Annotated in this window: 25 protein-coding genes and 1 other RNA gene; 10 read left to right on the top strand and 16 right to left on the bottom strand. The window is 49.1% G+C overall.

The features are described from left to right. Nucleotides 1-107 precede the first annotated feature (107 nt). From H0247_RS09145 to H0247_RS09130, 4 genes are all read left to right on the top strand, one after another. Complete coding sequence (locus H0247_RS09145; protein WP_180742268.1) at nt 108-356, top strand: type B 50S ribosomal protein L31; 249 nt, start codon at nt 108-110, stop codon at nt 354-356. Between the two features lie 17 nt (nt 357-373). After that, the gene (ykgO, locus tag H0247_RS09140; protein WP_005976091.1) at nt 374-517 is read left to right on the top strand and encodes a type B 50S ribosomal protein L36; all 144 of its coding nucleotides are present in this window, start codon (nt 374-376) and stop codon (nt 515-517) included. A gap of 596 nt (nt 518-1,113) precedes the next feature. Beyond that, nucleotides 1,114-1,482, top strand: a complete 369-nt coding sequence (gene tomB / locus H0247_RS09135) for an Hha toxicity modulator TomB (RefSeq protein WP_180742267.1) — start codon at nt 1,114-1,116, stop codon at nt 1,480-1,482. Nucleotides 1,483-1,536: 54 nt separating this feature from the next. Further along, nucleotides 1,537-1,740 carry an HHA domain-containing protein gene (locus H0247_RS09130; RefSeq protein WP_005976087.1) on the top strand — a complete coding sequence of 68 codons (204 nt, stop codon included), beginning with the start codon at nt 1,537-1,539 and terminating at the stop codon, nt 1,738-1,740. Between the two features lie 463 nt (nt 1,741-2,203). On the opposite strand, the gene ffs is transcribed toward H0247_RS09130, so the two are convergent. After that, an RNA gene (gene ffs / locus H0247_RS09125) (signal recognition particle sRNA small type) lies at nt 2,204-2,300 on the bottom strand. Between the two features lie 182 nt (nt 2,301-2,482). Between ffs and H0247_RS09120 the strand changes: the two genes are divergently transcribed. Then, a complete protein-coding gene (locus tag H0247_RS09120; protein WP_180742266.1) occupies nt 2,483-2,803 on the top strand; it encodes an MGMT family protein in 321 nt (106 codons plus the stop codon). 19 nt (nt 2,804-2,822) lie between these two features. On the opposite strand, the gene H0247_RS09115 is transcribed toward H0247_RS09120, so the two are convergent. Beyond that, on the bottom strand, nt 2,823-3,404 hold the full coding sequence (locus H0247_RS09115) for a YbaY family lipoprotein (RefSeq protein WP_180742265.1): 582 nt from the start codon (nt 3,402-3,404) through the stop codon (nt 2,823-2,825). A gap of 212 nt (nt 3,405-3,616) precedes the next feature. Between H0247_RS09115 and tesB the strand changes: the two genes are divergently transcribed. After that, entirely contained in the window at nt 3,617-4,480 is an 864-nt protein-coding gene (tesB, locus tag H0247_RS09110; RefSeq protein WP_180742264.1) for an acyl-CoA thioesterase II, read from the top strand. A gap of 77 nt (nt 4,481-4,557) precedes the next feature. On the opposite strand, the gene amtB is transcribed toward tesB, so the two are convergent. The 5 genes from amtB to H0247_RS09085 form a co-directional block, all read right to left on the bottom strand. Continuing rightward, nucleotides 4,558-5,844: an ammonium transporter AmtB gene (amtB, locus tag H0247_RS09105; RefSeq protein WP_180742263.1), complete on the bottom strand. Its 1,287-nt coding sequence runs from the start codon at nt 5,842-5,844 to the stop codon at nt 4,558-4,560. A gap of 39 nt (nt 5,845-5,883) precedes the next feature. Continuing rightward, nucleotides 5,884-6,222: a P-II family nitrogen regulator gene (gene glnK, locus H0247_RS09100; RefSeq protein ID WP_002208627.1), complete on the bottom strand. Its 339-nt coding sequence runs from the start codon at nt 6,220-6,222 to the stop codon at nt 5,884-5,886. Nucleotides 6,223-6,581: 359 nt separating this feature from the next. Beyond that, nucleotides 6,582-8,357, bottom strand: coding sequence for a SmdB family multidrug efflux ABC transporter permease/ATP-binding protein (locus tag H0247_RS09095; RefSeq protein ID WP_180742262.1), 1,776 nt, complete (start codon nt 8,355-8,357; stop codon nt 6,582-6,584). Then, a complete protein-coding gene (locus H0247_RS09090; RefSeq protein WP_180742261.1) occupies nt 8,354-10,120 on the bottom strand; it encodes a SmdA family multidrug ABC transporter permease/ATP-binding protein in 1,767 nt (588 codons plus the stop codon). The genes H0247_RS09095 and H0247_RS09090 overlap by 4 nt, the downstream gene beginning before the upstream one ends. A gap of 78 nt (nt 10,121-10,198) precedes the next feature. Then, a complete protein-coding gene (locus H0247_RS09085; protein ID WP_005976040.1) occupies nt 10,199-10,660 on the bottom strand; it encodes an Lrp/AsnC family transcriptional regulator in 462 nt (153 codons plus the stop codon). Nucleotides 10,661-10,969: 309 nt separating this feature from the next. Between H0247_RS09085 and H0247_RS09080 the strand changes: the two genes are divergently transcribed. The 3 genes from H0247_RS09080 (at nt 10,970) to queC (ending at nt 13,488) form a co-directional block, all read left to right on the top strand. Continuing rightward, nucleotides 10,970-11,407: a hypothetical protein gene (locus tag H0247_RS09080; protein ID WP_255433920.1), complete on the top strand. Its 438-nt coding sequence runs from the start codon at nt 10,970-10,972 to the stop codon at nt 11,405-11,407. A 150-nt stretch (nt 11,408-11,557) separates the two neighbouring features. Then, nucleotides 11,558-12,634, top strand: a complete 1,077-nt coding sequence (locus H0247_RS09075) for a PLP-dependent cysteine synthase family protein (protein WP_180742259.1) — start codon at nt 11,558-11,560, stop codon at nt 12,632-12,634. Nucleotides 12,635-12,792: 158 nt separating this feature from the next. Next, nucleotides 12,793-13,488, top strand: coding sequence for a 7-cyano-7-deazaguanine synthase QueC (gene queC / locus H0247_RS09070; protein ID WP_180742258.1), 696 nt, complete (start codon nt 12,793-12,795; stop codon nt 13,486-13,488). Nucleotides 13,489-13,561: 73 nt separating this feature from the next. On the opposite strand, the gene H0247_RS09065 is transcribed toward queC, so the two are convergent. The 9 genes from H0247_RS09065 to bolA form a co-directional block, all read right to left on the bottom strand. Next, complete coding sequence (locus tag H0247_RS09065) at nt 13,562-13,960, bottom strand: thioesterase family protein (protein WP_180742257.1); 399 nt, start codon at nt 13,958-13,960, stop codon at nt 13,562-13,564. 105 nt (nt 13,961-14,065) lie between these two features. After that, on the bottom strand, nt 14,066-14,431 hold the full coding sequence (locus H0247_RS09060) for a helix-hairpin-helix domain-containing protein (RefSeq protein ID WP_180742256.1): 366 nt from the start codon (nt 14,429-14,431) through the stop codon (nt 14,066-14,068). A 138-nt stretch (nt 14,432-14,569) separates the two neighbouring features. Continuing rightward, the gene (ppiD, locus tag H0247_RS09055) at nt 14,570-16,450 is read right to left on the bottom strand and encodes a peptidylprolyl isomerase (RefSeq protein ID WP_180742255.1); all 1,881 of its coding nucleotides are present in this window, start codon (nt 16,448-16,450) and stop codon (nt 14,570-14,572) included. A 270-nt stretch (nt 16,451-16,720) separates the two neighbouring features. After that, complete coding sequence (gene hupB, locus H0247_RS09050) at nt 16,721-16,993, bottom strand: nucleoid-associated protein HU-beta (RefSeq protein WP_005976031.1); 273 nt, start codon at nt 16,991-16,993, stop codon at nt 16,721-16,723. 197 nt (nt 16,994-17,190) lie between these two features. After that, entirely contained in the window at nt 17,191-19,572 is a 2,382-nt protein-coding gene (gene lon / locus H0247_RS09045) for an endopeptidase La (RefSeq protein WP_180742254.1), read from the bottom strand. Between the two features lie 191 nt (nt 19,573-19,763). After that, nucleotides 19,764-21,038 (bottom strand): ATP-dependent protease ATP-binding subunit ClpX, encoded by a 1,275-nt coding sequence (gene clpX, locus H0247_RS09040; RefSeq protein ID WP_010282142.1) that lies wholly within the window; start codon nt 21,036-21,038, stop codon nt 19,764-19,766. A 163-nt stretch (nt 21,039-21,201) separates the two neighbouring features. Then, complete coding sequence (gene clpP / locus H0247_RS09035; RefSeq protein WP_180742253.1) at nt 21,202-21,825, bottom strand: ATP-dependent Clp endopeptidase proteolytic subunit ClpP; 624 nt, start codon at nt 21,823-21,825, stop codon at nt 21,202-21,204. Between the two features lie 506 nt (nt 21,826-22,331). Beyond that, the gene (gene tig / locus H0247_RS09030; protein ID WP_180742252.1) at nt 22,332-23,636 is read right to left on the bottom strand and encodes a trigger factor; all 1,305 of its coding nucleotides are present in this window, start codon (nt 23,634-23,636) and stop codon (nt 22,332-22,334) included. A gap of 315 nt (nt 23,637-23,951) precedes the next feature. After that, entirely contained in the window at nt 23,952-24,266 is a 315-nt protein-coding gene (bolA, locus tag H0247_RS09025; RefSeq protein WP_180742251.1) for a transcriptional regulator BolA, read from the bottom strand. 335 nt (nt 24,267-24,601) lie between these two features. On the opposite strand from bolA, the gene H0247_RS09020 reads away from it, so the two are divergent. Next, nucleotides 24,602-25,180: a lipoprotein gene (locus H0247_RS09020; RefSeq protein ID WP_180742250.1), complete on the top strand. Its 579-nt coding sequence runs from the start codon at nt 24,602-24,604 to the stop codon at nt 25,178-25,180. The last annotated feature ends 27 nt before the right edge of the window (nt 25,181-25,207 follow it).

Here is a 25,207-nt window from a genome sequence, read left to right as displayed (position 1 = left end):
ATAGTGGTTTAGAAAATACTACAACCTTGCAACAACATAATGGTTGACCCTGATGTCAAAAAAGCGCAACATGATAGATATGTTATAACATAACAATAGAGGCAACTATGAAAGCAGGTATTCATCCTGACTATCGCACGGTGGTATTTCATGATACCAGCGCAGATGTTTATTACAGGACAGGATCAACGATTAAAACCGATCGAACCATTGAGCTGGAGGGTACCAACTACCCTTACGTCACCATTGACATTTCTTCGGCATCGCATCCCTATTACACTGGGAAGCAAAAAGAATATTCCAAAGAAGGCAGCACGGCGCGCTTCCAGCAGCGCTTTGGCAACTTCTTCAAGTAATCAGAGAGGGCTATGAGATGCAGGTGCTTAGTTCGCTACGTTCAGCAAAAAATCGTCATAAGGATTGTATTGTAGTCCGCCGGCGCGGGCGAGTTTACGTTATATGCAAATCCAATCCGCGCTTTAAGGCCGTGCAAGGCGGAAAAAAGAAAAAAGGTTAATCTTTCTCGCCCCCATCCCGATACAGTCTGTGTTATGGCGTTAACAAGACTGTACGGGATGTACACATGAAAAAACTGCTGAAACAATAAGATAACCAGCACCAAGCTCGCTTATCCACAGCACAATTCCTTCGCATTCCTTCTGTCATTTCTCATATTTTCAGATAGAAATAATTAAATAATCAGCAACCACATTTATTCTATGCTCATTGTTACAACAAAAAATATGAGGATTAATCAAAATAAATAGCGGTAAAAACCTTACCTATTATCCGCGAACTTTACGAACGTTTTTGCTATAGTCATATATAGAATGACGTAACCGTAACCACCATGGTATAGCTATACTTAAGGTTAAGTCATGAGATGTTGGTATTTACGCCACCCCTATTTCGCGACATAGTAGATACTGAGAGGGACAATAATCATCGTTTTCTCATTCACTGCAGAACAAATCACAATGGTTCAGCGCCCTGTCTGTAACAACATGAATACGAAACGACGTTAACGTTTTATCTTGTAAGCTTCATCAGTCTACCTGTTTACCAGGTGTTAACCGCAGTAACACTGAATAACGGCTTAACGGAGGGATTGATATGGATGAGTACACACCAAAACATTATGATATTGCCCAACTCAGATTCTTATGTGAGAATCTGTGTGATGAAAGCATAGCGACGTTAGGCGATAGCAGTCACGGCTGGGTCAATGATCCAACATCTGCGATCAACCTCCAATTAAATGAACTTATTGAGCATATCGCTACGTTTATTCTCACATTTAAAATAAAATACCCTAACGAAAGTGAGCTTTCAGAGCAGGTTGAAAAGTATTTGGATGATACTTACGTCTTGTTTAGCAACTATGGTATTAATGATGCTGAACTTCGGCGCTGGCAGAAGTCCAAATCAAAGTTATTCGGAATGTTCTCAGGGGAGAACGTCTGTACGCCTGCTAAAACTTAAGCAATAATTTATTTGTATTTTTTTAACCACCAGGTACTGCTTGCATAGGCCATTATGAAAAAAATCGACTATTTGATGCGTTTGCGTAAATGCACAACCATTGACACTCTCGAACGCGTTATTGAAAAAAACAAGTATGAACTCTCTAATGATGAACTGGAGATGTTCTTTTCCGCAGCCGATCATCGCCTTGCAGAACTGACGATGAACAAACTTTATGACAAAGTCCCTACTGCAGTATGGCGATACGTTCGTTAACTCCTAACGAAACGTATACAAAAACTGACATTAATTACACTGCGCCGATAATATTATCGGCCTTTGTTTTTATTATCCTTTTGATGTATTAATTGAGTAAGACTTGTAACAAATTGTATTTTTAAATATTAAGTGAAAATGAATTATCCTTCATACCTCTACGTTTATCCCCTCCCCATTGATCATTTACAACAAGCGCATCGATAACATCACTAATAGTATATCCAGTGATGAAAACAGAAGAGGTAATAATTGGTGCAATTATTACCCACCAGCTAAAAATGCACGGTATCCTTCCGAAGAAACGAAGAATGGTAAAACTGAAAGTGGCAGTTCAGCTCTTATATATGCCAGAAAGCAGATTTATGGCAGAAAATTGGCGTCTGGCAAAAAGCGTTGGGTTTACGCACAGAAAGATGAAGATGACGATGAAGCGGCTCTAGAAGAGCAAAAATGGTGGAGGCCCTGCCAGCTACATCCCGGCACACACGTCTCCTGCTGCGGCTGCTTCCTTCCGGACCTGACCGAATCCACAGGTTAGTGTTGCGGGAGAACCGACAGGGCCTCCATTGACGACTTTATAACAGCTTGCTGATAACGACAGCGCATCATAAAGCGGTGGGCATTATCGGCGATGGGATAAGCAATTGCAAGCTAACACAGACTAACCGTTGTTTTCTTACCCACCCCACTGTGCCACTATGATACCCAATCGGTTTAGGGACAGCAGGAACACCCGCTGATGTCAGAAGAAAACGATAATTTCCGCCAGCGCGTTTTTCAAATCGTCGCGGCGATTCCTTATGGAAAAATAGCGACCTATGGCGACATTGCCCAGCTTGCCGATTCACCCAGAGCATCAAGGCAAGTCGGAGGAGTATTAAAACGCCTGCCGAAAGACAGCAAACTCCCCTGGCATCGGGTCATCAATCGTAAAGGTGAAATATCACTGGTCGGTGGAGACTATGTGCGCCAGAAATCAGCGCTGCAAGCAGAGGGAGTTATTTTCAATCGTCAGGGAAAGATTGACCTTGCAAAATATCGCTGGCGATACGCGCCATAACGGCGCGTATCCAGATGAATTACCAGGTTGTCTGTGGCGCCATAGATGACGCAGCAGGCTGCCCCTGAAGCATATGAGGGGTCTCACTCGCCGGATTGGATAGCATTGATCCCTGATTCTTAGCCGGTAAAGGAACAGAAGCGACAGGAACCAGCACCAAATCAGCGTTATTTACCCCGTTACTAATAACCGGCAAGACGTTCTCCGTCACCATCACGATACGATTATCGATTGCAATTGCTGCACTGAGTAAGATACGTGCGTTGGGCTGAATATCAGCGGGGTTATACGGTAACTCGAATTGGAAAGGTGCCTGCTTTCCTTCCGTTCGTGTCACACGCTGAGTAATGACTTTTGAAGGCGCATCTGCCAGCGATGCATCAGACACCGTAACGGTTAACACTGCGTGGTGAGGGAGTGCTATGCGCTGACGAATATTCACAGTACCGGTTACCGCTGGCATCGCAACAGCCGGACGCTGTGAAGAAACACTGGTGACAGGTGCACCACTTTGAGGAGAAACGCCATAATCACTCCTCTGTGCACATGCAGCCAGAGTCATCGATAACGTGATACCGCCTAAGATATGCCATAATTTCATTCGGTCAGTCTCCTTTATTATTGTCAGACTACCGGTATCGAAAACCGGCACTCATAAAGAGTATGATTCACCCGACACAATAATGATGGTGCAAAATTCCGATATTTTTCAAAAAGCCGCATATTTATTGCAATAAAAAGACATAAATAGATATTTTACACATTAGAAAACAAACAGATAACTCGCCATTCTCATCCATTGGGGCCGATACCATGAGTCAACCACTACAACACCTTCTCGACCTCCTGCATTTAGAGAAGCTCGAAGAAGGGCTATTTCGCGGACAAAGCGATGATTTGGGGCTGCGCCAGGTCTTTGGCGGGCAAGTCGTAGGTCAGGCCATGTCGGCCGCCAAACAGACCGTTCCCGTCGAACGTAACATTCACTCTTTCCACAGCTATTTTTTGCTGCCTGGCGACAGCCAGAAACCGATTATTTATGACGTTGAAAACCTGCGCGATGGCAACAGTTTCAGCGCCAGACGTGTCAGCGCCATCCAGAATGGTCGCCCTATTTTTTATATGACGGCTTCATTCCAAAGCCATGAAGAAGGGTTTGAACACCAGAATGTAATGCCGGACGTTGCACCGCCAGAAGCGCTAAAATCCGAGCAGGAAATCGCACAAGACATGCAACATCTCCTGCCGCCCCGCTTTCGCGATAAGTTTATTGAGGCCAGCCCGATTGAGATGCGCCCGGTTAAATTCCATAACCCACTGAAAGGCGAAGTCGACGAACCAGTACGGCACGTCTGGTGCCGTGCCAGCGGCCCGCTGCCGGACGATAAGCGTATTCACCAATACCTGCTTGGCTATACATCTGACTGCAATTTCCTACTCACAGCTTTGCAGCCTCATGGCGTTGGCTTTTTAGAATCGGGTATGCAGGTTGCCACTATCGATCACTCAATGTGGTTCCACCGTGATTTCCGGTTGGATGACTGGCTGTTATACACCGTGGAAAGTACGTCCGCATCCGGTGCTCGTGGCTTCGTTCGTGGGCAGTTCTATACTCGGGAAGGTGTGCTGGTTGCATCCAGCGTGCAGGAAGGGGTGATGCGCCGCCGCCAAGCATAAAGATTGTGGCAGCCTCATAACGTAAAACGGGCGTGGAGTTTCCCCCACGCCCGTTTGTTGCATTTGGACACGCTCAATTATTGGTTATAAGCACTCTCACCATGGCTGTTGATATCCAAACCTTCGCGTTCTTGATCTTCCGGAACACGCAGACCGACAATCATATCCGCCACTTTGAAAGCGATGAAGGCCACCACGCCAGACCACACCAGAGCAATAATCACACTGAATAACTGAACCCAAACCTGATGCGCCATCGTCACGCCTTCAGCATACCCCGTGCCACCTAAAGACGCAGAAGTAAATACCCCCGTCAGAATACAACCAACGATACCACACACACCATGAACACCAAATACATCACATGGGTCATCCACACGCAGCCATCTTTTCAGTACCGTAACGCCCCACAAACCGGTAATGCCACCAACCAAACCGATGATCAATCCACCACCGACGCCAACCGTACCCGCAGCAGGTGTAATTGCGACCAGACCCGCGATACAACCAGAACATGCGCCCAGCAGAGAGGGCTTACCGCGCACCATCCACTCACCACCAACCCACGCCAGAATCGCAGCAGCAGTAGCAACAACCGTGTTCAGGAAAGCCAGAGCAGCAATACCGTTTGCGGCACCTGCAGAACCTGCGTTAAAGCCAAACCAGCCGATGTACAGAATCGCTGTACCGATAAATACCATCGGCAAGTTATGCGGTTTGAAGGCTTCTTTGCCAAAACCAGCACGTTTGCCCAGCAGGTAAGCACCAACCAACCCAGCGACCGCAGCGTTAATGTGAACAACCGTACCACCCGCGAAGTCCAGCGCGCCATCCAATGCCAGATAACCACCGCCCCATACCATGTGCGTCATCGGCAGGTAGGAGAACGTCAGCCACAGCGCAACAAAAATCAGTACAGCAGAGAAACGGATACGCTCAGCAATCGCACCAACAATCAGCGCAACGGTGATACAAGCAAAGGAAGCCTGATACGCCACGTGCACAAATTGATAGTAGGTGCCGCTAATCGATTCAATTCCGATGCCTTTCAGCATAAACGTACTGAAGCCACCGAAGAAGGCGTTACCTTCGCTGAAAGCCAGGCTATACCCGTAAACCACCCACAGGATACAAACCATCGCGAACGTTACGCTCACCTGCGTCATCATGGACAGAACGTTCTTGGAACGAATCAGGCCGCCGTAAAACAGTGCGATGCCCGGTATAGTCATAAAGAGTACCAGCGCGGTACAAATCATAATAAAAGCGTTATCCGCTTTATCAATCGTCGGTGTTGCAGCCATTGCCCAAGACGGGAGTAATGCCGCCACACCGAGACCTAATGAAGAGAGTAATTTTTTCATTTTCATCCATCCCTATTTACGTATCTACGCTAGGTGTTATTAAAGTGCGGCTTCGTCAGTTTCACCCGTACGAATACGGATAACCCTTTGCAACTCAGCGACAAAAATTTTGCCATCACCAATTTTTCCGGTGTATGCCGCTTTGCTGATAACATCGATCACTTCATCCAATTGGTCGTCTGCAATCGCGATATCAATTTTTACTTTGGGTAAAAAATTAACGCTATATTCTGCACCACGATAGAGTTCCGCATGCCCCTTCTGACGACCAAATCCTTTCACCTCAGTGACGGTGAGCCCCTGGATGCCGACAGAAGATAACGCTTCACGTACATCTTCCAGCTTGAATGGTTTTATCACCACAGTAACCAGTTTCATTTGTCTTCCCCCTAGCCATTACGTTCAGGCTTTCGCCCGTCACTTGTTCGATTACACGCTCTATGAAGTAGGTCTACGTCATGACTAAAGCAAAGGGTGTGCCATAAATGATTTATCTGGCATAAATCAGGAAAGAGAACGCGTTTAAAGATGAGAAAGAACAAAAAGCAAACATAACGAGGAAGAAAAGCTGGAAGAATCGGGCAAGAATCGCACCATTTTGGTGCACAAAGAGTATTTTCAGTGCAGCATGGGTCAAAACCGGAATCACGATGCTTACTGATGGTGCGAAGCCATGAGCAGACTGTCAGTCTGCACCACTCAAGGCGGTGCAGACCATCGTATGACCTATAATCGAGTCAGGCAGTGCAAGGCTCGGTGCTGGTGGCAGCAAGATCCTCTCCAGCCAGTTGCAATTGATACATCTGATAATAGCGCCCCTGCTGTTGCAACAGTTGCTCATGCGTTCCCCGTTCTACGGTTTGCCCATGATGGAGCACCATGATCGTATCGGCCTCCACAATCGTGGAAAGCCGGTGCGCGATGATAATCAAAGTTGTCTGTTCCCTGATGATACGCAACGCCTTTTGCACCGCCTGCTCCGTACCTGAGTCAATATTCGCCGTTGCTTCATCGAGAATCAGGATTTTAGGCGTTTGCACCAGTACCCGCGCGATCGCTAACAGTTGCTTTTGTCCGGTAGACAAATTATTCCCCTGCTCACCAACGCGCGTATGCAATCCTTCAGGGAAAGTCCGCACCAGTTCAGCAAGTTGTACGACCTCCAACACGCGCCAGACGGCTTCTTCGCTGATATCACGCCCCAGCGTCACATTCACAAACATGGACTCCGCCAGCACAACCGGATCCTGCTGCACCATTGCCACATTTTGGCGTAACACCGCATGAGAAAGCGTAGAAAGCGGCCGGCCATCAAGCCGGATTTCTCCTTCGTCTGGTGTGTAATACCCCATCAGCAAACTGGCTAGGGTACTTTTTCCGCTGCCCGTATGCCCGACCAACGCGACGAATCCGCGTTCTGGTATCGTCAGAGAAATATGCTGTAGTACGCGTTTTTCGGTGCCATACGAGAAAGAAACATCATCAATATCGACGCGCCCAGTAGCCAGAGGATGCTCGTCATCCCCGTAGCCCTGCTTTGTCCCATCCATCAACTCAAAGATACGCTCACCCGCAACAACCGCCTGCTGCAACATAGACTGCTGGGTTGTCAGTTCAATCAGCGGTTCATTCAGACGCCCCAAATAGTTGATAAACGCATACAATACCCCAACGCCAACCGACCCTATCGAACTGAAACCAAATTGGATCAACAAACCACACAGCACCATCGCAGCAAACAGGCTCAGCAGTGGCCGCAGCAGGAAGCCTTCCAGACGCAACGCCTTCATTCGTGCGTCATAATGCGCGTGACTGGAGGCCCCCAGTTTCTTGCCAAAGCGGGCCTGCTGGCGAAACTGCTGAATGACGCCCATGCCATTAATCACTTCGTTGAAACCATCATTAATGTCGGCCAGATAGCTTCGCACCTTGCGCACAATCGGCGTACTGAAACGATGGTACAGCGCCATAACCACCGCGACCGCAGGGAAAATCATCAGTGCAATCAGCGCCATCTGCCAGCTCAGACTGAACATCGCCACCAGCATTGCCCCCACCAGCGCCGCACTGCGTAATACCGTTGACACCACCATGACGTACAGATCTTTAACGACCTCGGTGTCATTGGTGACGCGTGAAATCAGTTGCCCAACGGGTTGCGTATCGAATGTATTCAGCGGCTGGCGCAACGCCGCATCCATCACATCAATGCGCAGTTGTTGGACGACACCGACCGCAACGCGGTTAAACAACAGCGTCTGGAAATAGTGCAGCAGTGCCGCCAGAACTTGCAGCAGGATATAAGCCATCGCCAGGCCTGCTGCAATCGCCAACGGGAATTCGCCTTTGGCCACCAGATCATCAATAAAATAACTCACCAATATAGGCCCAGAAACTTCTGCGGCAGCAGCAACCCACAACATCAGCACACCTAACATCAGCGGTTTCCGCCAGGGTGAACCATAGGCCAACAGGCGTTTTAGGGTTGGCCAAAACTGTTGAGGGCTATTCATTTTTTCGTTCCTTCCACCAGCGGTACCTCATCCAGCGCTGCCTCCAGCTGTTGATAGCGGTGCATATCCCGATACCAACCGGATTCTGCCGCCAGCGTCCGGTGTGTGCCACGCTGCACCGTTTGTCCTTGCTGCAACACCACAATTTCATTCGCTTCAGTGAGGGCTGACAGGCGATGTGCGCTGATGATCAGCGTCCGTTTTTCGCCCCATGTTTTCAGATTCTGCAAAATCTGATGTTCCGTTCGCCCATCCACCGCAGACAGCGCATCGTCCAGCACCAGAATTTCAGCGTCCAGCAGCAGCGCACGGGCAATCGCGATCCGCTGTTTTTGACCGCCAGATAACATTACGCCGCGCTCACCCACCTCAGTTTGGTAACCTTGAGGCAAACGCAGAATATCGTCATGAACGCTGGCAAGACGTGCCGCCTGTTCAATCTCTTGTTGCGTGGCATCAGGTCGACCCAGTGCGATGTTTTGCGCCACCGTGTCCGAAAACAGAAAAGGCATTTGCCCAACAACGGCAAAACGGCTCCGTAGCTCGTCCAGCCGAATAGCATTCAGCGGGCGACCGTGATAACGAATCTCTCCCGATTGGGTATCGAAATGACGCAGAATCAACGCCAGCAGCGTACTTTTCCCCGACCCCGTCGGCCCACATAATCCCAACATATTGCCTGGAGCCAGCGTAAACTGAATGTGTTGTAAGGCGTCACGGGTATTATCTGGGTAGCGAAACGCGGAAATGTTCACCGCCAACACGCCTCGCTCGGCAGGCAATGATTCTTCGCCGTCTTTCACCACGAGATCTTCTGCAAGCAGTTGACGAATACGGCTATATGCCGCACTACCACGTTCAACGATATTAAACATCCAGGCCAGCGCCAGCATCGGCCATATCATCAATCCCAGATACATGACAAAGCTGGTCAACAAACCTAACGTCAGCGAACCGTTAATCACCATCCAACTGCCACCGCCAATCGCCAGCAAATTCGACAGCCCGACGGCAATATAGATGGTGGGATCGAAGCGGGCATCAACGCGGGCAACATGCATATTTTTGGCACCAGCGTCCGCCGCAACCTGTGCAAAACGCGCAGATTGATAGTTTTCCAACCCAAAAGCTTTAATCATGCGAATGCTGGTCAAGCTTTCCTGCGCCTGATCGTTAAGCGAAGAAAACGCGGCCTGTGCGGATTTAAAACGGTTATGCAACTGGGTACCGTAGCGTTTGATAAAAATCGCCATGACTGGCATCGGAAGCAGCGCCAGCAGGGTCAGTTCCCAGCTAATCTGCGTGCACATGACAACCAGCACCGCACAGCCCATCACCATCGAATCAACCAGCGTCAGTACACCTTCTCCGGCGGCAAAAACCACGCGATCGACATCGTTAGTGGCGCGCGCCATCAGATCGCCGGTACGGTGACGTTGGTAAAACGCCGGATGCTGGCGACTCAATTGGCGGTAAAAATCCTCCCGTAATTCAACCGCCAACTGGTATGAGGCACCAAACAGAAACACGCGCCACACATAGCGCAGCAGATAGACCATGACGGCAGTCAGCAGCATCACGCCAATCCACTTCATCATTTCGGCCATCGACATGCCGTGTTGCGTCACACCATCGACGATCACGCCAACCAGTTTAGGGGGAAGCAATTGCAGAATGGCAATCACAATCAATAGCGCAATGGCACCCAAATAGCGCCGCCATTCACGGCGAAAATACCAACTCAGTTGAGCAAACAGTCTCACGCGGTTTTCATTCCAATAGCCAGACGGGTCATGACAGACTCAGAAAAGTGATTATACAAAAGACGGATGGATGATGAATCACAGGGATAAAGGCAGTGCCGTGGTGTGTTTGATTCGTTCCATAGCAAAGCTAGATGTTACATCGACCAAACCGGGAATACCATTCACCAGCCGCTTATAGAAATCATCATAGCTTTTCATATCAGCAACCTGAACCTGCATCAGGTAATCGTATTCGCCAGCCATGCGATAAAAAGCCAACACTTCAGGCATATCGGACACGACTCGAGTGAAGGTCTGATACCAGTCGCGGTTGTGCTGCTGCGTCTTCAATAAGACAAACGCCGTCAGCCCTAACCCCAAGCGCTCATTATCCAGCAACGCCACCCGAGCCCGGATAATCCCTTCTTCTTCCAGACGCTTCAGGCGTTTCCAGCACGGCGTGGATGTCAGATTAACCGCATCGGCCAGCGTCTGTAGTGAAAGCGTGCAATCCTGTTGCAACATATTCAGCAGAGTACGATCAATTTTATCCAACATAGTTTTTACCTAATTAGTTTTTACCTGATATAGCTTTACCCACTATAGCGCTGCGCGATAGAAAACTTTCCCTACTTTCCGCCATTAAAAGAGAAAAGCAATGTTCTTGCCGCTAAAAATGACATTTAACATTCGCTCAGCATGGGAAACCCCACCGCCATTCGATAATGAAAAAACATAATGAATTGTATAATATGGAATTTCATTAATTTTTACAGAAAGTGATGCGCTAAACCAGCAAGTGGATGTCGACTATCCATTATGTATCAAACAGTGATGTATCTTATGCCAACTAGGAGTGGCGTGACGATGACAAAAAATAATAAATTCAGTATCATAGGCATGATTTTTGGCGCTATCGGGTTAGTGGCTGCGGTAGGCTACTTTTGGGCTGGGCCATCAACACCTGAAGTCTCTATTGAAGAACGAATTGCAGAAAAGGTGGTCTCCATCCGAGACACCACGCTGAATAGATTACTGGGAAAACCAGCGCCAACGCCGCCACCACAATCCGCATTCAATGAAGAACGGCTAGTCATTGCAGCAACATCCGTACTCGGTTGTTTTGCCATAATATGCGCCGTTTTCGGTTTCGCTCGCCGTGAATCGACCAGACCTTGCATGAGTGCGGCGATGCTAGGCATCACCGTCATCGCATTCCCTTTTATCATTAGCGCTCTTAATATGGCATTCGCATTGATGGCTCTTGTTGCATTAGCAGCAGCTATCGCTATGTTTTTTGGATAGCAGGCACACGACAAGAGTAAAAAAACCTCACAGAAATAGAATAAAGAGTAAAAAATCCCCTTAAACTCGCCATCAAGAGATTAAAAGGTAATTTTTTTATCCTGAAAACTCGCTACTCTATTCGCATCATTGTCTAACCGAGTTTTCATCATGACCAATGCCTGGGTTAAAAATGCCATCAGCGCTATCGAAGCCGATTTTCAGCGTTCCGCTGATACGCATCTTATCCGTTTGACCCTGCCGGATTACCCCGGTATCTATTTTTACCTCAAGGATGAAAGCACACATCCCAGCGGCAGCCTGAAGCATCGTCTGGCGCGTTCTTTGTTTCTCTATGGGTTGTGCAACGGTTGGATTAAAGAAGGCACACCGATTATCGAAGCATCATCCGGCAGCACTGCCGTCTCAGAGGCGTATTTTGCCCGCTTGCTTGGCCTGCCGTTTATCGCCGTTATGCCCTCCTGTACTGCAAAAAGAAAAGTTGAGCAAATCGCGTTCTATGGTGGACGCTGCCATTTTGTCGAACAGGCAGGACAAATCTATGCGGCATCTGAACAGCTCGCACAAGAGATGAACGGCCATTATATGGATCAGTTCACCTACGCAGAGCGCGCCACCGACTGGCGCGGCAACAACAATATTGCCGACAGCATTTACCGCCAAATGGCACGTGAACCGTATCCTGTCCCAGACTATATCGTGATGAGCGCAGGAACGGGCGGCACCTCAGCCACGCTCGGGCGCTACATTCGCTATCAGGGTCTGGATACGCAACTGGTCGTCGTTGATCCTGAAAACTCGGTCTTCTACGACTGCTACCAGAAACGGGATCGTTCCATCACGGGCCCGTGCGGTAGCCGGATAGAAGGTATTGGTCGTCCGCGTGCTGAACCCTCTTTTATTCCCGACGTCATTGATAGCATGATCAAAGTGCCGGATGCCGCCAGCATCGCCACACTTTACTGGCTGGAAAGCGTATTAGGTCGCAAGGCGGGGGCCTCTACCGGCACCAACGTCTGGGGGATGCTGCAACTGGCCAAAGAAATGATGAGCCGCGGTCAAACAGGAGCGATTGTGACCCTGCTGTGCGACAGCGGTGAACGCTATCTGGATACCTACTACAACAGCAGTTGGGTAGAAAAAAATATCGGCGACATTCGCCCTTACCTCAATGCGCTGAACAGCCCAGAGATGTCCACTCTCATACCTGAACCCAGTCTGGCGTAAGACCGCCATATTCAGTATGCAGCCGCGGCGCTGAATATGGGCTATTTTTCAGGTAACATGTTTTTCAGATAAGATTGCTTCTCAGATAACATAGCAACGTTACACCGCAGAGCGTTACAGACGTATTGCGGTTAGCGTCGCGTTAAGGTGAATGAAGAATGAAGCGTGCTGTTGTCGTTTTTAGCGGTGGACAAGATTCCACAACCTGCCTGATTCAGGCTCTGCAACATTATGATGACGTCCACTGTATAACCTTCGATTATGGGCAACGTCACCGTGCGGAAATTGATATCGCTCGGGAACTCAGCCTGAAGTTGGGTGCAACGGCGCATAAGGTTCTGGACGTGGGCTTACTGAATGAGCTCGCCACCAGCAGCCTGACGCGCGACAGTATCCCAGTTCCTGATTACGACGCCAATGCACAAGGCATCCCCAATACCTTCGTTCCAGGAAGAAATATTCTTTTCCTGACACTCGCCTCAATCTACGCCTATCAGGTTGGTGCCGAGACTGTCATTACCGGCGTGTGTGAGACCGACTTTTCCGGCTACCCTGATTGTCGTGACGAATTCGTGAAGGCGCTAAATCAGGCTATTGTATTAGGCATTGCCCGCGACATTCGCTTTGAAACCCCGCTGATGTGGCTCAATAAAGCAGAAACCTGGGCGCTGGCGGATTACTACCAGCAACTCGATACGGTGCGCTATCACACGTTAACTTGCTACAACGGCATTAAGGGTGATGGATGTAGCCAATGTGCCGCCTGCCATTTACGCGCAAACGGGCTTGCTCAATATCAAAATGACTCCGCGGCTGTCATGGCATCACTGAAGCAGAAAACAGGGTTACGCTGATACGCCACAACACAACATCACGCGACGTAAAAACCGTAGGCCACGCCAAACAGCAATGGCCTGCGGCTTTATGTTAACGGCGAATTTCGTTTAGGCGTTCCAGCAGTTCTCCCTCCAGTGGCAGTGCTTTTTGCGTCAATAAATCGATGCAGACAAACGTCAGCGTGGCATCAGCCACGTCGCTTTCATCAGACACTCGGGTTATTTTCTGGCTGATCACACCGCTTTTTGTATTCATCTGCAGTAATTCACTATCGATACGTAGCACGTCACTGAGAACGGCAGGTCTGCGGTAGTTGATATTGATGTTCACCACAACGAAAGCAATGTTGTTGCTATGCATCCAGCCAAAAGCAGGCAATGTCTCCAGCCATTGCCAACGCGCCTCTTCCAAAAACTCCAGATAGCGCGCGTTATTAACGTGCTGATAAACATCAATGTGATAACCACGAACGGTAATGAAAGTCTGCATAGCCGTAATACTCCTGTGACAAAACCAACAACTGGTATGACCTGATAACTAGCCTAGCAGAGGTTCGCAGCCCAGAGGAAATGCTCGACTGAGCTGCGACTGATATCACAGTTTTAAACGAGAGAGATTACGCTCAACCAATGCTGCCCCAATTCCTGGCACCTCAGTTAATTGATCTATCTGGGTAAAAGGACCATTTTGCTCACGGTAGTTAACTATCGCTTCCGCTTTTTTCAGACCGACGCCGTTCATGATGCCGGCCAGCTCAGCAGCGCTTGCCGCATTGATGCTCACCTTATCCTCGTCGGTATCAGGGAGCGTTGCTTTTTCCGCTTTCTGATCTGCTGGCGTAGACTTTACTGCTATCGACGCACCGTCGGCGGCTTTAGGTGCCGCTTGAGCCAGTAATGGCAACCCAGATAAACTCATTCCAATCATTAAGCACAGTGCTTTTATTCCTGATTTTTTCATGCTGTTTCCTCCATGTATGTGACAGCACGGCTACCTTGCCGCAGAGCAATCAACACCGCAAACAGCAGAATTTAAATGTGGAAAAGGCCGCGAAAGCGGCCTTTAGTTGTTGCAACGATTTGCAAATTTTTGCGGGGCTTATTGCTGTTCCTGCGCCGCATTGCCCATCTTGATTTTCGCTTCACTACGCAAGCTGGACAGTAGAGAATCAAACAGCGCGCCGAGAGAACCTTGCTGAACCTGACTGGCAAACTGTGTTTTCTGCTCATCGTTTAGCTGATGTGGCGTCACGCTATTCAACGCGACCAGCACAACATTGCCGGCCTGATCCTGAGTAATCGCATAAGACGGCTTATCCTTCTCTGGATGTGGCATAGCAAAAACCGCTTCAGCCATGGCATCACGCTGAGAGAGTGAAGACATCGTTTTTGCTTCGCTAAAGCTCAATCCAGCGGCTTTCAACGCGTCGTCTTTACCTTGCTTTAACTCAGCCAGCATTTTTTCAGCATCGATACGGGCCTGCTGTTCAGCCTTCTGACGTTTTAATGTCTCTACGATCTCGGTACGAACTTGATCAAGAGGACGAGTGCTTTCAGGCTTGTGCTCAGTGATACGCAGAACGAAAGCACGGTCACCGTCAACATTAATGACATCAGAATTATTGCCCGCAGCACCGTTTTCCCCTAGTAGCGCACCGCCAAAGATAGCCTGCGTGACCGGTTGGAAGTTCAGCGCGGCAGGAACCTTCTCACGCGTAAACCAGTCGGTCTGTGTGGCTTTCACACCAGCAACTTCTTCTGCTGAAGCCAGAGATTCGTTGTCATTGCTGGCCGCTTCGCTGACTTTTTGCTGCAGCGCATAATAGCCATCCTGCGCCTTCTCATGCTTCACTTTCTCAGCGATTTCGGCACGCACTTCGCTCAGCGGTTTGATCTGCTGCGGCTGGACATCATCCAAACGCACAATCAGATAGCCAACAGAGGATTTAATGGCTCCGGAAACCTGGCCTTTCTCCGTCAGTTTTGCCTGTTTCAGCTCATCAATCATGCTGTTTTCGTCCATCCATCCCAGATCGCCACCATTGCGGCGCGAGATGATGTCCGTTGATTTTTCTTTCGCCAGCGTAGCGAAATCACCACCTTGCTTCAGCGCATCCAGGACAGACGTTGCATCGGCCTCACTCTTCACCTGAATGACGCTGAATTTTTTGCGCTCAGGTTGGGAGTAGTCGTTCTTGTTCTGCTCGTAGAAATCGTTGATAGCCGCATCGTCTACTTTCACGCCGTCCATGATGCTTGCCGCATCCAGCGCGATATAGCTGACTTTGAATTCTTCCGGCGCGATGAAATTGCCTTTGTTCTGATCGTAATAGCTCTGCACTTCATCGTCAGCAATCGTCTGGGCCTTCGCCTTCGCTGCAATATCAATGGTTGCCAAACGGACAACACGATCTTGTGCAGCTAGTTTCACCAGATTGTCGATCTCCTGCGGCAGCAGGAATGAGGTATTGCCAAAACCGCGGATCAGCTGTTGTGACGTCAGTTGCTTACGCAGCATCTGAGCATACATATCCGGCGTTACGCCAAGGCGACGAACCTGATCCAGATATTTTTCATTATCAAAACGGTTGTTTGTCTGAAACGCAGGAACGTCAAAGATTGCCTGTTTGATTTGCTCATCACTGATGTTTAACCCCAGCTTATTGGCATACTGATCCAGCAAGGTTTCATCAATGAGTTGGGAGAGTGCCTGCCTACGCAATTGCTGCATGTAACCGTCATTGCTCGCCAGAAGAGAGAAATTCTCACCCAAGGCTTCCTGCTGACGACTGCGTTCGTTCTGTACCGCCTGTTCAAGCTGTGCGCGGGTAATTTCCTGCCCGTTCACCTTTGCAGCGTAATTTCCTGAACCACCAATAAGATAATCACCAACGCCAGTTAGAACGAATGATGCGATGATCAAAGCAAGAATAATTTTGAGCACGACGTTATTTGCGGCCGTACGTAAATTGTCCATCATAATGTGACAACACTCCGCTGTAGAATGGATAAAACTCCCTGCGCTGGCCGAAGCCATGCATCCTTGCGATTGCTATAGCCCAATACAAGGCTAGGGCGCACTTAAGCTTATTGCCCGCCACGTTCTGCCATGTGTCGGGTATGTAAAATCCTATATAAATAAAAGGCACATCATAAAATGATGCGCCTCGTATCTTACCCTACCAATATCATTGCGTCAGGTATTGTTTGGCACCCAAAGTGGTTATCCGCCAAACCTGTGACGTAATAATCAGTTAACGGCGTCTTTCAGCGTTTTACCAGCACGGAATCCTGGTACTTTCGCCGCAGGGATGCTGATTTCTTTACCCGTTTGCGGGTTACGGCCGGTACGAGCAGCACGCTCACGCACTGAGAAAGTACCAAAACCAACCAAAGCAACATCATCCCCTTCTTTCAGGGATTCGGTAACGGAACCAATAATTGCATCTAACACACGCCCTGCTGCCGCTTTGGAAATATCAGCATCTGCGGCAATTTTGTCGATCAATTGTGACTTGTTCACTCTGTCATCCCCTCTGGAATTCTCTTATCGCGCTTCAATGTCCCAAGACACGACACGTAACTTATTATCAATACTGTCATGCCTAGCCGATAACGGCTAAAACTAACAGTGCTCTAACTTAGCGGTACAAAAAAAAGCTGGCAAGCACGATTTCACTTACCAGCCCTGATTTTCTCAAGGGTTTTTGCGACAGGTCACTATTTTGCTTTGGTTCTGGGCTTTGCTTTAGGAGCAGAGACCACTTGCATGCCAGAAGGCGAATTCTGCAACGCTAACGCCAACACTTCCTCGATACGTTTCACCGGATGGATGTCCAGATCCGCAATCACGTTCTGTGGGATATCTTCCAGATCGCGCTTGTTGTCATCAGGAATCAATACCGTCTTGATACCACCACGGTGTGCAGCCAGCAGTTTCTCTTTCAGACCACCAATCGGCAGTACCAGACCACGCAGGGTAATCTCCCCCGTCATCGCCACATCGGCACGCACCGGGTTACCGGTCAAACAAGAAACCAGCGCGGTACACATCGCAATACCCGCACTCGGACCGTCTTTCGGCGTCGCACCTTCCGGAACGTGAACGTGGATATCACGCTTCTCGTAAAAATCAGCATTGATGCCTAATTTTTCCGCTCTGGCACGAACCACGGTAAGCGCAGCCTGAATCGACTCCTGCATGACCTCACCCAGTGAACCGGTATAAGTCAGTTTACCTTTGCCCGGTACGCAGGCCGTCTCAATCGTCAGCAGGTCGCCGCCCACTTCCGTCCAGGCCAGTCCGGTAACCTGCCCTACGCGATTTTCATCGTCCGCACGACCATAGTCAAAGCGCTGTACTCCAAGGAAATCCTTAAGGTTATCGCCCGAAACCTGGATATGCTTAGTGGATTTATCCATCAACAGCGTTTTTACTGCTTTACGGCACAGCTTGGAGATTTCACGTTCCAGACTACGTACGCCTGCTTCACGCGTGTAATAACGGATAATACCAACAATCGCGCTGTCTTCTACCGACAGCTCGCCATTTTTCAGCGCATTACGTTCGATCTGTTTCGGCAGCAAATGCTGTTTGGCGATATTCAGTTTTTCGTCTTCGGTATAACCGGAAAGACGAATGACTTCCATACGGTCAAGCAACGGCGCGGGGATGTTCATGGAGTTAGACGTCGCGACAAACATTACATCGGACAGATCGTAGTCGACCTCCAGATAGTGATCGTTAAACGCCACGTTTTGCTCAGGATCGAGCACTTCCAGTAAGGCGGAAGCCGGATCGCCACGCATGTCAGAAGACATCTTGTCGATCTCATCCAACAGGAATAGCGGGTTTTTCACACCAACTTTTGCCATTTTCTGGATCAGTTTTCCCGGCATGGAACCGATATAGGTACGGCGGTGACCACGGATTTCCGCTTCGTCACGCACGCCCCCCAACGCCATACGCACATACTGGCGTCCGGTCGCTTTGGCGATAGACTGACCGAGCGAGGTTTTACCCACGCCAGGAGGCCCCACCAAACACAGAATCGGCCCTCTGATCTTGCTGACCCGGCTCTGTACTGCGAGGTATTCGAGGATACGTTCTTTCACGCGATCCAGACCATAATGGTCGGTATCCAGCATTTCCTGTGCTTTCAGCAAGTCTTTCTTCACTTTGCTGCGCGCATTCCACGGCACCTGCACCATCCAGTCGATATAGCTGCGCACCACCGTCGCTTCCGCTGACATCGGTGACATCATTTTCAGCTTTTGTAATTCTGCTTCGGCTTTCTCACGTGCGTCTTTCGGCATTTTCGCCGCGTCAATCTTGCGTTTTAACGCTTCGTGTTCATCCGGTGCATCATCCATCTCACCCAGCTCTTTCTGAATAGCTTTCATTTGCTCATTCAGATAGTACTCACGCTGGCTTTTTTCCATTTGCTTCTTAACGCGGCCACGGATCCGTTTTTCTACCTGTAGCAGGTCGATTTCGGATTCCATCATCGCCATCAGGTACTCCAAACGTTCAGTGATATCGAACATTTCAAGTACCGACTGCTTATCAGCCAATTTCAGCGGCATGTGTGCAGCAATGGTGTCAGCTAAGCGCGCGGCATCATCAATGCTGTTCAGAGATGTCAGCACTTCCGGCGGGATCTTCTTATTCAGCTTGATGTAACCCTCAAACTGATTGATCGCCGTGCGCACGAGCACTTCCTGCTCGCGTTCATCAATCGCCGGAGAATCAAGATATTCGGCTTTTGCAGCGAAATGCTCGCCGCCGTCAGAAAGCGTCGTAATACGGGCACGCTGTAACCCTTCGACCAGCACTTTTACCGTGCCGTCCGGCAGTTTCAGCATTTGAAGAATTGAGGCTACCGTCCCTACCGAGAAAAGATCGTTAATACTTGGCTCATCCGTTGAAGCTTCTTTCTGTGCCACCAGCATGATCTTTTTGTCATGATCCATTGCGGCTTCAAGGCACCGAATCGATTTCTCCCGACCAACAAACAACGGAATGACCATGTGCGGATAAACCACCACATCGCGCAATGGCAATACGGGGATTTCTATGCGTTCGGAACGCTCAGGGTTCATAGAGCTCTCTCTTAGTTTCGTTTCCGCCAGGTTATGGGAATATCGTGAAACGCGGTTTTCGCGGGTTTCATCAAATAGGTATTTGAGTATATGGGGATAAATATCTCACATTCAACGACCAGCATGCGTGTAAAAAACAAAGGGGGGATAAAATCCCCCATTTTTATTTTTTGATACGCTTAATTGATTACTTATTCGCCAGATGCCTGCTGTGTCTCAGGCTTGCCATAGATCAGCAATGGCTCAGATTGGCCCGCGATCACGGATTCATCAATGACGACTTTATCCACGCTTTCCAGCGATGGCAGGTCATACATAGTATCCAGCAGAGCAGCTTCAACGATAGAACGCAGACCACGTGCACCGGTTTTACGCGCCATCGCTTTCTTAGCAATCGCCGTCAGTGCTTCATCGCGGAATTCCAGCTCTACGCCTTCCAAGTTGAATAGCGCCTGATATTGTTTGGTCAGCGCATTCTTCGGCTCACGCAGAATCTGAATCAAGGCTTCTTCGCTAAGCTCTCTCAGCGTAGCAACCACTGGCAGACGGCCGATAAACTCAGGAATCAAACCGAATTTAATCAAATCACCCGGTTCAACATTGCTTAACAGCTCGCCTTCTGTTGCTTTGTCCGCCGAGCCTTTAACCGTTGCGTTGAAACCGATGCCTCGACCGGTATCGGTACGCTGCTCGATCACTTTGTCCAGTCCCGCAAATGCCCCGCCGCAGATAAAGAGGATCTTAGAGGTATCAACCTGCAAAAATTCCTGCTGCGGATGCTTACGACCGCCCTGTGGCGGAACCGCAGCAATCGTCCCTTCGATAAGCTTCAGCAGCGCCTGCTGTACACCTTCGCCTGAAACATCACGCGTGATCGACGGGTTGTCTGATTTACGAGAAATCTTGTCGATCTCATCGATGTAGACAATGCCGCGCTGTGCTTTCTGCACATCGTAATCACACTTCTGCAGCAGCTTCTGAATGATGTTTTCCACATCTTCACCGACGTAGCCCGCTTCAGTCAGCGTGGTAGCATCCGCCATGGTAAATGGCACATCCAGGAAGCGCGCCAGCGTTTCAGCCAGCAACGTTTTACCGCTCCCAGTAGGACCAATCAGCAGGATGTTACTTTTACCCAGTTCGATCCCATTGCTGCTGTCACCATTACGCAAGCGTTTATAGTGGTTATATACCGCAACGGCCAATACCTTCTTGGCCTGCTCTTGACCGATGACGTAATCGTCAAGGTGGCGGCGGATTTCGTGTGGCGTCGGCAACGCGCTGCGCTCACGGTGGGGCGCCACTTCCTTAATTTCTTCGCGAATAATGTCGTTACACAAATCAACACATTCATCGCAGATATACACCGACGGCCCGGCAATCAGCTTACGCACTTCATGCTGGCTCTTGCCGCAAAAAGAGCAGTACAGTAACTTTCCTGAACCGTCTTTGCGCTTATCTGTCATGAGTTAAACCTCTTTTTCGTCTTTTGCCCGCAGGCCAACCACAGCGATACCGCTACAACGAACGCCGATACTTATAGCCAATACGCGTAAAATAACCTCGCACAAGAGACTATCGGTCGAACACTGATTTTCAGCTACACCAGACCACGACTATGGCGAATGATTACCCGCGGTTAGTGAATACGGAATCTACCAAACCATACTCTACTGCCTCACTGGCAGAGAGGAAACGATCGCGCTCGGTGTCTCTCTCTATCATTTCAAGAGGCTGCCCCGTATGTTTTGCCATCAGCTCATTCATCTTGGCTTTCACTTTCAGTATTTCTTTGGCATGGATTTCAATATCCGTCGCCTGCCCCTGGAAACCGCCCAACGGCTGGTGGATCATCACGCGCGAGTTAGGCAGACAAATACGTTTGCCTTTGGCACCCGCCGTCAACAGGAACGCGCCCATTGAGCAAGCCTGTCCCATACAGATCGTGCTGACATCCGGCTTGATAAACTGCATGGTGTCGTAAATGGACATACCAGCAGTGATGACGCCACCTGGAGAGTTAATGTACAGATAAATGTCTTTTTCTGGGTTTTCGGCTTCCAGAAACAGCATCTGTGCCACAACCAGATTCGCCATGTGATCTTCAACCTGACCTGTCAGGAAGATTATCCGTTCTTTTAGCAGACGGGAATAGATATCGTAAGAACGTTCCCCACGCGAGGTCTGTTCAACCACCATCGGCACTAACGCCATATGAGGTGCTTGTCTTTCTTGTTCGCCACTGTATGACATTCACGTCTCCTAGATAAAATGCGTCCGGCACTCTTGCTATGTTGTTCAAGCATTGCATTCAATTCTACTAGAGATAGGGGGGGATGACTATGGAACCCTATCCCTTCACTGCTCAACAACCTATACACGGCCGAGAATCCTTACCTGCTGTGCCTACTTTTCCTCTTCAGTGAGTGGGGGCACACGCATTGTATTTCAAGCTTACACTATCAATCGTTCTCTATTAAAGAACCAATTATTTTATTATTAACACGTTATCGGCATGGCAAATCTGGGGGTTAACCCCTTGCCTGACCTCATAAATTCTTTGTCTGTTTTAATAGTAGTGCAATTTCAGGCCACCATTCATCGTCGATACAACAGACGTTACGAGGTAAACACCGAGATAAAGCACGATCGAACGGTAACTATCAGTATCATGGTGCACTAGCACATAAGCAAAAAGCCCGCGCCATAAGGCACGGGCTTTTGATAGGGAAAGTTCCCTGCTACGCGATAAACGTGGTTTATGCTGTAGCGGTTTGATTCATCAGCTCGTTGAAGCTCACTGATTTCTCAACGACTTTCGCTTTAGCAAGTACAGTTTCTACCGCTTGCTCTTCCAGCGCGACGTTACGCATGTTGTTCAGCAGCTCTTTATTTTTGCCGTAGAACTCGATAACTTCCTGCGGATCTTCGTAAGCAGAAGCCATCTCTTCGATCAGTGCGTTAACGCGTGCTTCGTCAGCTTTCAGCTCATTGCTGCTGATGACTTCACCCAGCAACAGACCGATGACAACGCGACGTTTAGCTTGCTCTTCGAACAGCTCACGCGGTAATTCCAGAGCTTGCTTCTCGTTGCCGCCAAAACGCTGTGCAGCCTGACGACGCAGAACATCGATTTCGCCATCGATCAGCGCCGCTGGCACGTCGATTTCGTTTGCATTGATCAGTCCGTCCAGAACCTGAGTTTTCACACGGTTACGCACCGCGCCTTTCAGCTCACGTTCCATATTTTTACGGACTTCAGCACGCAGGCCTTCCTGAGAACCATCAGCAACGCCGAAACGCTTGATGAATTCTTCAGTCAGTTCAGGCAGTTCACGCTCTTCAACTTTTTTCAGGACGATAGCGAACTGAGCCGCTTTTCCTTTCAGGTTTTCAGCGTGGTAGTCTTCAGGGAAGTTCACATCGATAGTGAATTCTTCACCCGCTTTGTGCCCAACAACGCCATCTTCAAAACCTGGGATCATGCGATTCTGGCCCATTGCCAGAACGAAATCGGAGGCTTTGCCGCCTTCGAAAACTTCACCGTCAATAGAGCCAGTGAAATCGATAGTGACACGATCTTCCGCTGCCGCAGCACGGTCAGTTTCTTTCCAAGTCGCCTGTTGCTTACGCAGCGTTTCCAACATGGTATCAACGTCAGCGTCAGTCACTTCAACAACCGGTTTTTCAACTTCGATCGCGTCCAGACCCTTCAGTTCAACTTCCGGGTACACTTCAAACTCAACAGAGTAAGTGAAGTCGCCGCCTACAGCGTATTCGCCAGGGATGTAGTTAGGCGCGCCAACCGGATTAATTTTTTCTTTGATGATAGCGTCAACAAAGTTGCGCTGCATCAGATCACCCAGTACGTCCTGACGCACAGAGGCACCATAACGCTGAGCAACAACATTCATCGGCACTTTGCCTTTACGAAAACCGTCAATACGTACTTTTTTGGCCGCGTTGACCAGCTCGCTCTTCACCGCACTCTCAATGATGTCAGCAGCAACGGTAATCGTTACGCGACGTCCCAGACCTTGAGTGGTTTCAACTGAAACTTGCATCTTGTTACCTCAAAAAATCACAGTGATCGGTCAACCCCAAAACTATTCTCGCGACGAAAAATCTCACGACAGCCAGGCTGACTCAAAACTGGCACCAAGGCGCACAGACTTAAATAAACCTCGCAGAACCGGGAAATTGCCAACCCCGTTCCCTGTAGTCAGAAGCGTCCCGAATACATTCAGGAAAAATAGACGCGGCATTATAGCGGCATAGAGAGGATGAGTCGAGAACGGCGGGTGGACTATTACAGCAACAGATTCACACTTTTAGTCAGTAACCCGCCCCGATATGTCAGGAACGGGTCATATTAATGACTAAGAAAGGATGCCAGCGCCACCGCAAGGTGGTGAAGAAGGGACGGCATTTTGCAAACTGTCCCACTCTTTTGTCGAATAGGTATGCAACGCTAACGCATGCACCGAGCCTGCCAGTTCCTCAGCCAGTACGGCATAAACCGCGCGGTGTCGCCCGATCACGCGTTCCCCCGTGAATTTATCGCTGACCAGCACAACTTTAAAATGGCTTTCCGCTCCCGCAGGCACATTGTGACGATAGCTTTCATCGATCACCTCTAAATGAACAGGCTCAAAACCCACACGCAGCTTTTCTTCTATCGTTTCACGCATCATACGACTACCCTTTCGGCTTGGGGAAAATGTGATACCAACACGACATTGCTGCCACTCAACTGCAACTTACCGATGCCCGAATCGTTATAACTTAGCGTTTTTTCAACCTGTTATGCGCAAACAAAGCCCGACAAAGAAGAAAAATATTCGCAACGCCTTGCTATCTCATCGACGGTTTTGATGTGATAAAAACGGTTTTTTCAGGCCAATGGCACGAAAAAGATGAATTTCAGAACAATTTACCTGCTATCGGCTCTTTTTCCTGCCAGTGGCGATGATATGATATCAACAATATTTGTCGGCTCACCACACTAATCATTACTGAGAAAATACGAATGTTAAAAAAATTATTTTTCCCTCTTCTGGCCGTAATCTTGCTTGCAGGATGTGCAGCAAAAAGTAACACGCTGAACATCACGCCTAAAATTAGCCTGCCTTCTCAGGATCCGACCCTGATGGGCGTAACAATTAGTATTAATGGTGCAGATCAGCGCGCCGACCAGGCGTTGGCAAAAGTGAATCGCGATGGCCAACTGATTACGCTGACACCTTCCCGCGATCTGCGCTTCCTGTTGCAAGAAGCGCTGGAAAAGCAAATGACCGCGCGTGGTTATATGATCGGCACAGGTGGCCCGGTAGCCTTGCAGATCGTCGTTAACCACCTGTATGCCGACGTGTCAGAAGGAAACCTGCGCTACAACATCACGACCAAAGCCGATATCTCCATCATTTCTCAGGCGGCAAACGGCAACAAACAGGTGAAAAACTACCGCTCAACCTATAACGTTCAGGGTGCTTTCACCGCCAGCAACGACAAAATTACCGATGCGGTTAACACCGTGCTAGGTGATGTCATCAATGACATGGCACAAGACACCAGCGTAAGCAGCTTTATCAAACAAAACGCCCGTTAATTTCTATACGCCGCTTCCCTTGCTCCT

Origin of the sequence: Pectobacterium sp. CFBP8739 (assembly GCF_013449375.1) — a bacterium.
In the GTDB taxonomy this organism is placed as follows: Bacteria; Pseudomonadota; Gammaproteobacteria; order Enterobacterales; family Enterobacteriaceae; genus Pectobacterium.
The sequence above is the reverse complement of the archived record's forward strand: the minus strand, read 5'-3'. Positions and strand labels throughout refer to the sequence as shown.

Bases quoted from the DNA above. Each gene is read 5' to 3' on its own strand.
- H0247_RS09145 (WP_180742268.1), top strand. From the start codon at position 108: ATGAAAGCAGGTATTCATCCTGACTATCGCACGGTGGTATTTCATGAT.
- ykgO (WP_005976091.1), top strand. From the start codon at position 374: ATGCAGGTGCTTAGTTCGCTACGTTCAGCAAAAAATCGTCATAAGGAT.
- tomB (WP_180742267.1), top strand. From the start codon at position 1,114: ATGGATGAGTACACACCAAAACATTATGATATTGCCCAACTCAGATTC.
- H0247_RS09130 (WP_005976087.1), top strand. From the start codon at position 1,537: ATGAAAAAAATCGACTATTTGATGCGTTTGCGTAAATGCACAACCATT.
- H0247_RS09120 (WP_180742266.1), top strand. From the start codon at position 2,483: ATGTCAGAAGAAAACGATAATTTCCGCCAGCGCGTTTTTCAAATCGTC.
- H0247_RS09115 (WP_180742265.1), bottom strand. From the start codon at position 3,404: ATGAAATTATGGCATATCTTAGGCGGTATCACGTTATCGATGACTCTG.
- tesB (WP_180742264.1), top strand. From the start codon at position 3,617: ATGAGTCAACCACTACAACACCTTCTCGACCTCCTGCATTTAGAGAAG.
- amtB (WP_180742263.1), bottom strand. From the start codon at position 5,844: ATGAAAAAATTACTCTCTTCATTAGGTCTCGGTGTGGCGGCATTACTC.
- glnK (WP_002208627.1), bottom strand. From the start codon at position 6,222: ATGAAACTGGTTACTGTGGTGATAAAACCATTCAAGCTGGAAGATGTA.
- H0247_RS09095 (WP_180742262.1), bottom strand. From the start codon at position 8,357: ATGAATAGCCCTCAACAGTTTTGGCCAACCCTAAAACGCCTGTTGGCC.
- H0247_RS09085 (WP_005976040.1), bottom strand. From the start codon at position 10,660: ATGTTGGATAAAATTGATCGTACTCTGCTGAATATGTTGCAACAGGAT.
- H0247_RS09080 (WP_255433920.1), top strand. From the start codon at position 10,970: ATGACAAAAAATAATAAATTCAGTATCATAGGCATGATTTTTGGCGCT.
- H0247_RS09075 (WP_180742259.1), top strand. From the start codon at position 11,558: ATGACCAATGCCTGGGTTAAAAATGCCATCAGCGCTATCGAAGCCGAT.
- queC (WP_180742258.1), top strand. From the start codon at position 12,793: ATGAAGCGTGCTGTTGTCGTTTTTAGCGGTGGACAAGATTCCACAACC.
- H0247_RS09065 (WP_180742257.1), bottom strand. From the start codon at position 13,960: ATGCAGACTTTCATTACCGTTCGTGGTTATCACATTGATGTTTATCAG.
- H0247_RS09060 (WP_180742256.1), bottom strand. From the start codon at position 14,431: ATGAAAAAATCAGGAATAAAAGCACTGTGCTTAATGATTGGAATGAGT.
- ppiD (WP_180742255.1), bottom strand. From the start codon at position 16,450: ATGATGGACAATTTACGTACGGCCGCAAATAACGTCGTGCTCAAAATT.
- lon (WP_180742254.1), bottom strand. From the start codon at position 19,572: ATGAACCCTGAGCGTTCCGAACGCATAGAAATCCCCGTATTGCCATTG.
- clpX (WP_010282142.1), bottom strand. From the start codon at position 21,038: ATGACAGATAAGCGCAAAGACGGTTCAGGAAAGTTACTGTACTGCTCT.
- clpP (WP_180742253.1), bottom strand. From the start codon at position 21,825: ATGTCATACAGTGGCGAACAAGAAAGACAAGCACCTCATATGGCGTTA.
- tig (WP_180742252.1), bottom strand. From the start codon at position 23,636: ATGCAAGTTTCAGTTGAAACCACTCAAGGTCTGGGACGTCGCGTAACG.
- bolA (WP_180742251.1), bottom strand. From the start codon at position 24,266: ATGATGCGTGAAACGATAGAAGAAAAGCTGCGTGTGGGTTTTGAGCCT.
- H0247_RS09020 (WP_180742250.1), top strand. From the start codon at position 24,602: ATGTTAAAAAAATTATTTTTCCCTCTTCTGGCCGTAATCTTGCTTGCA.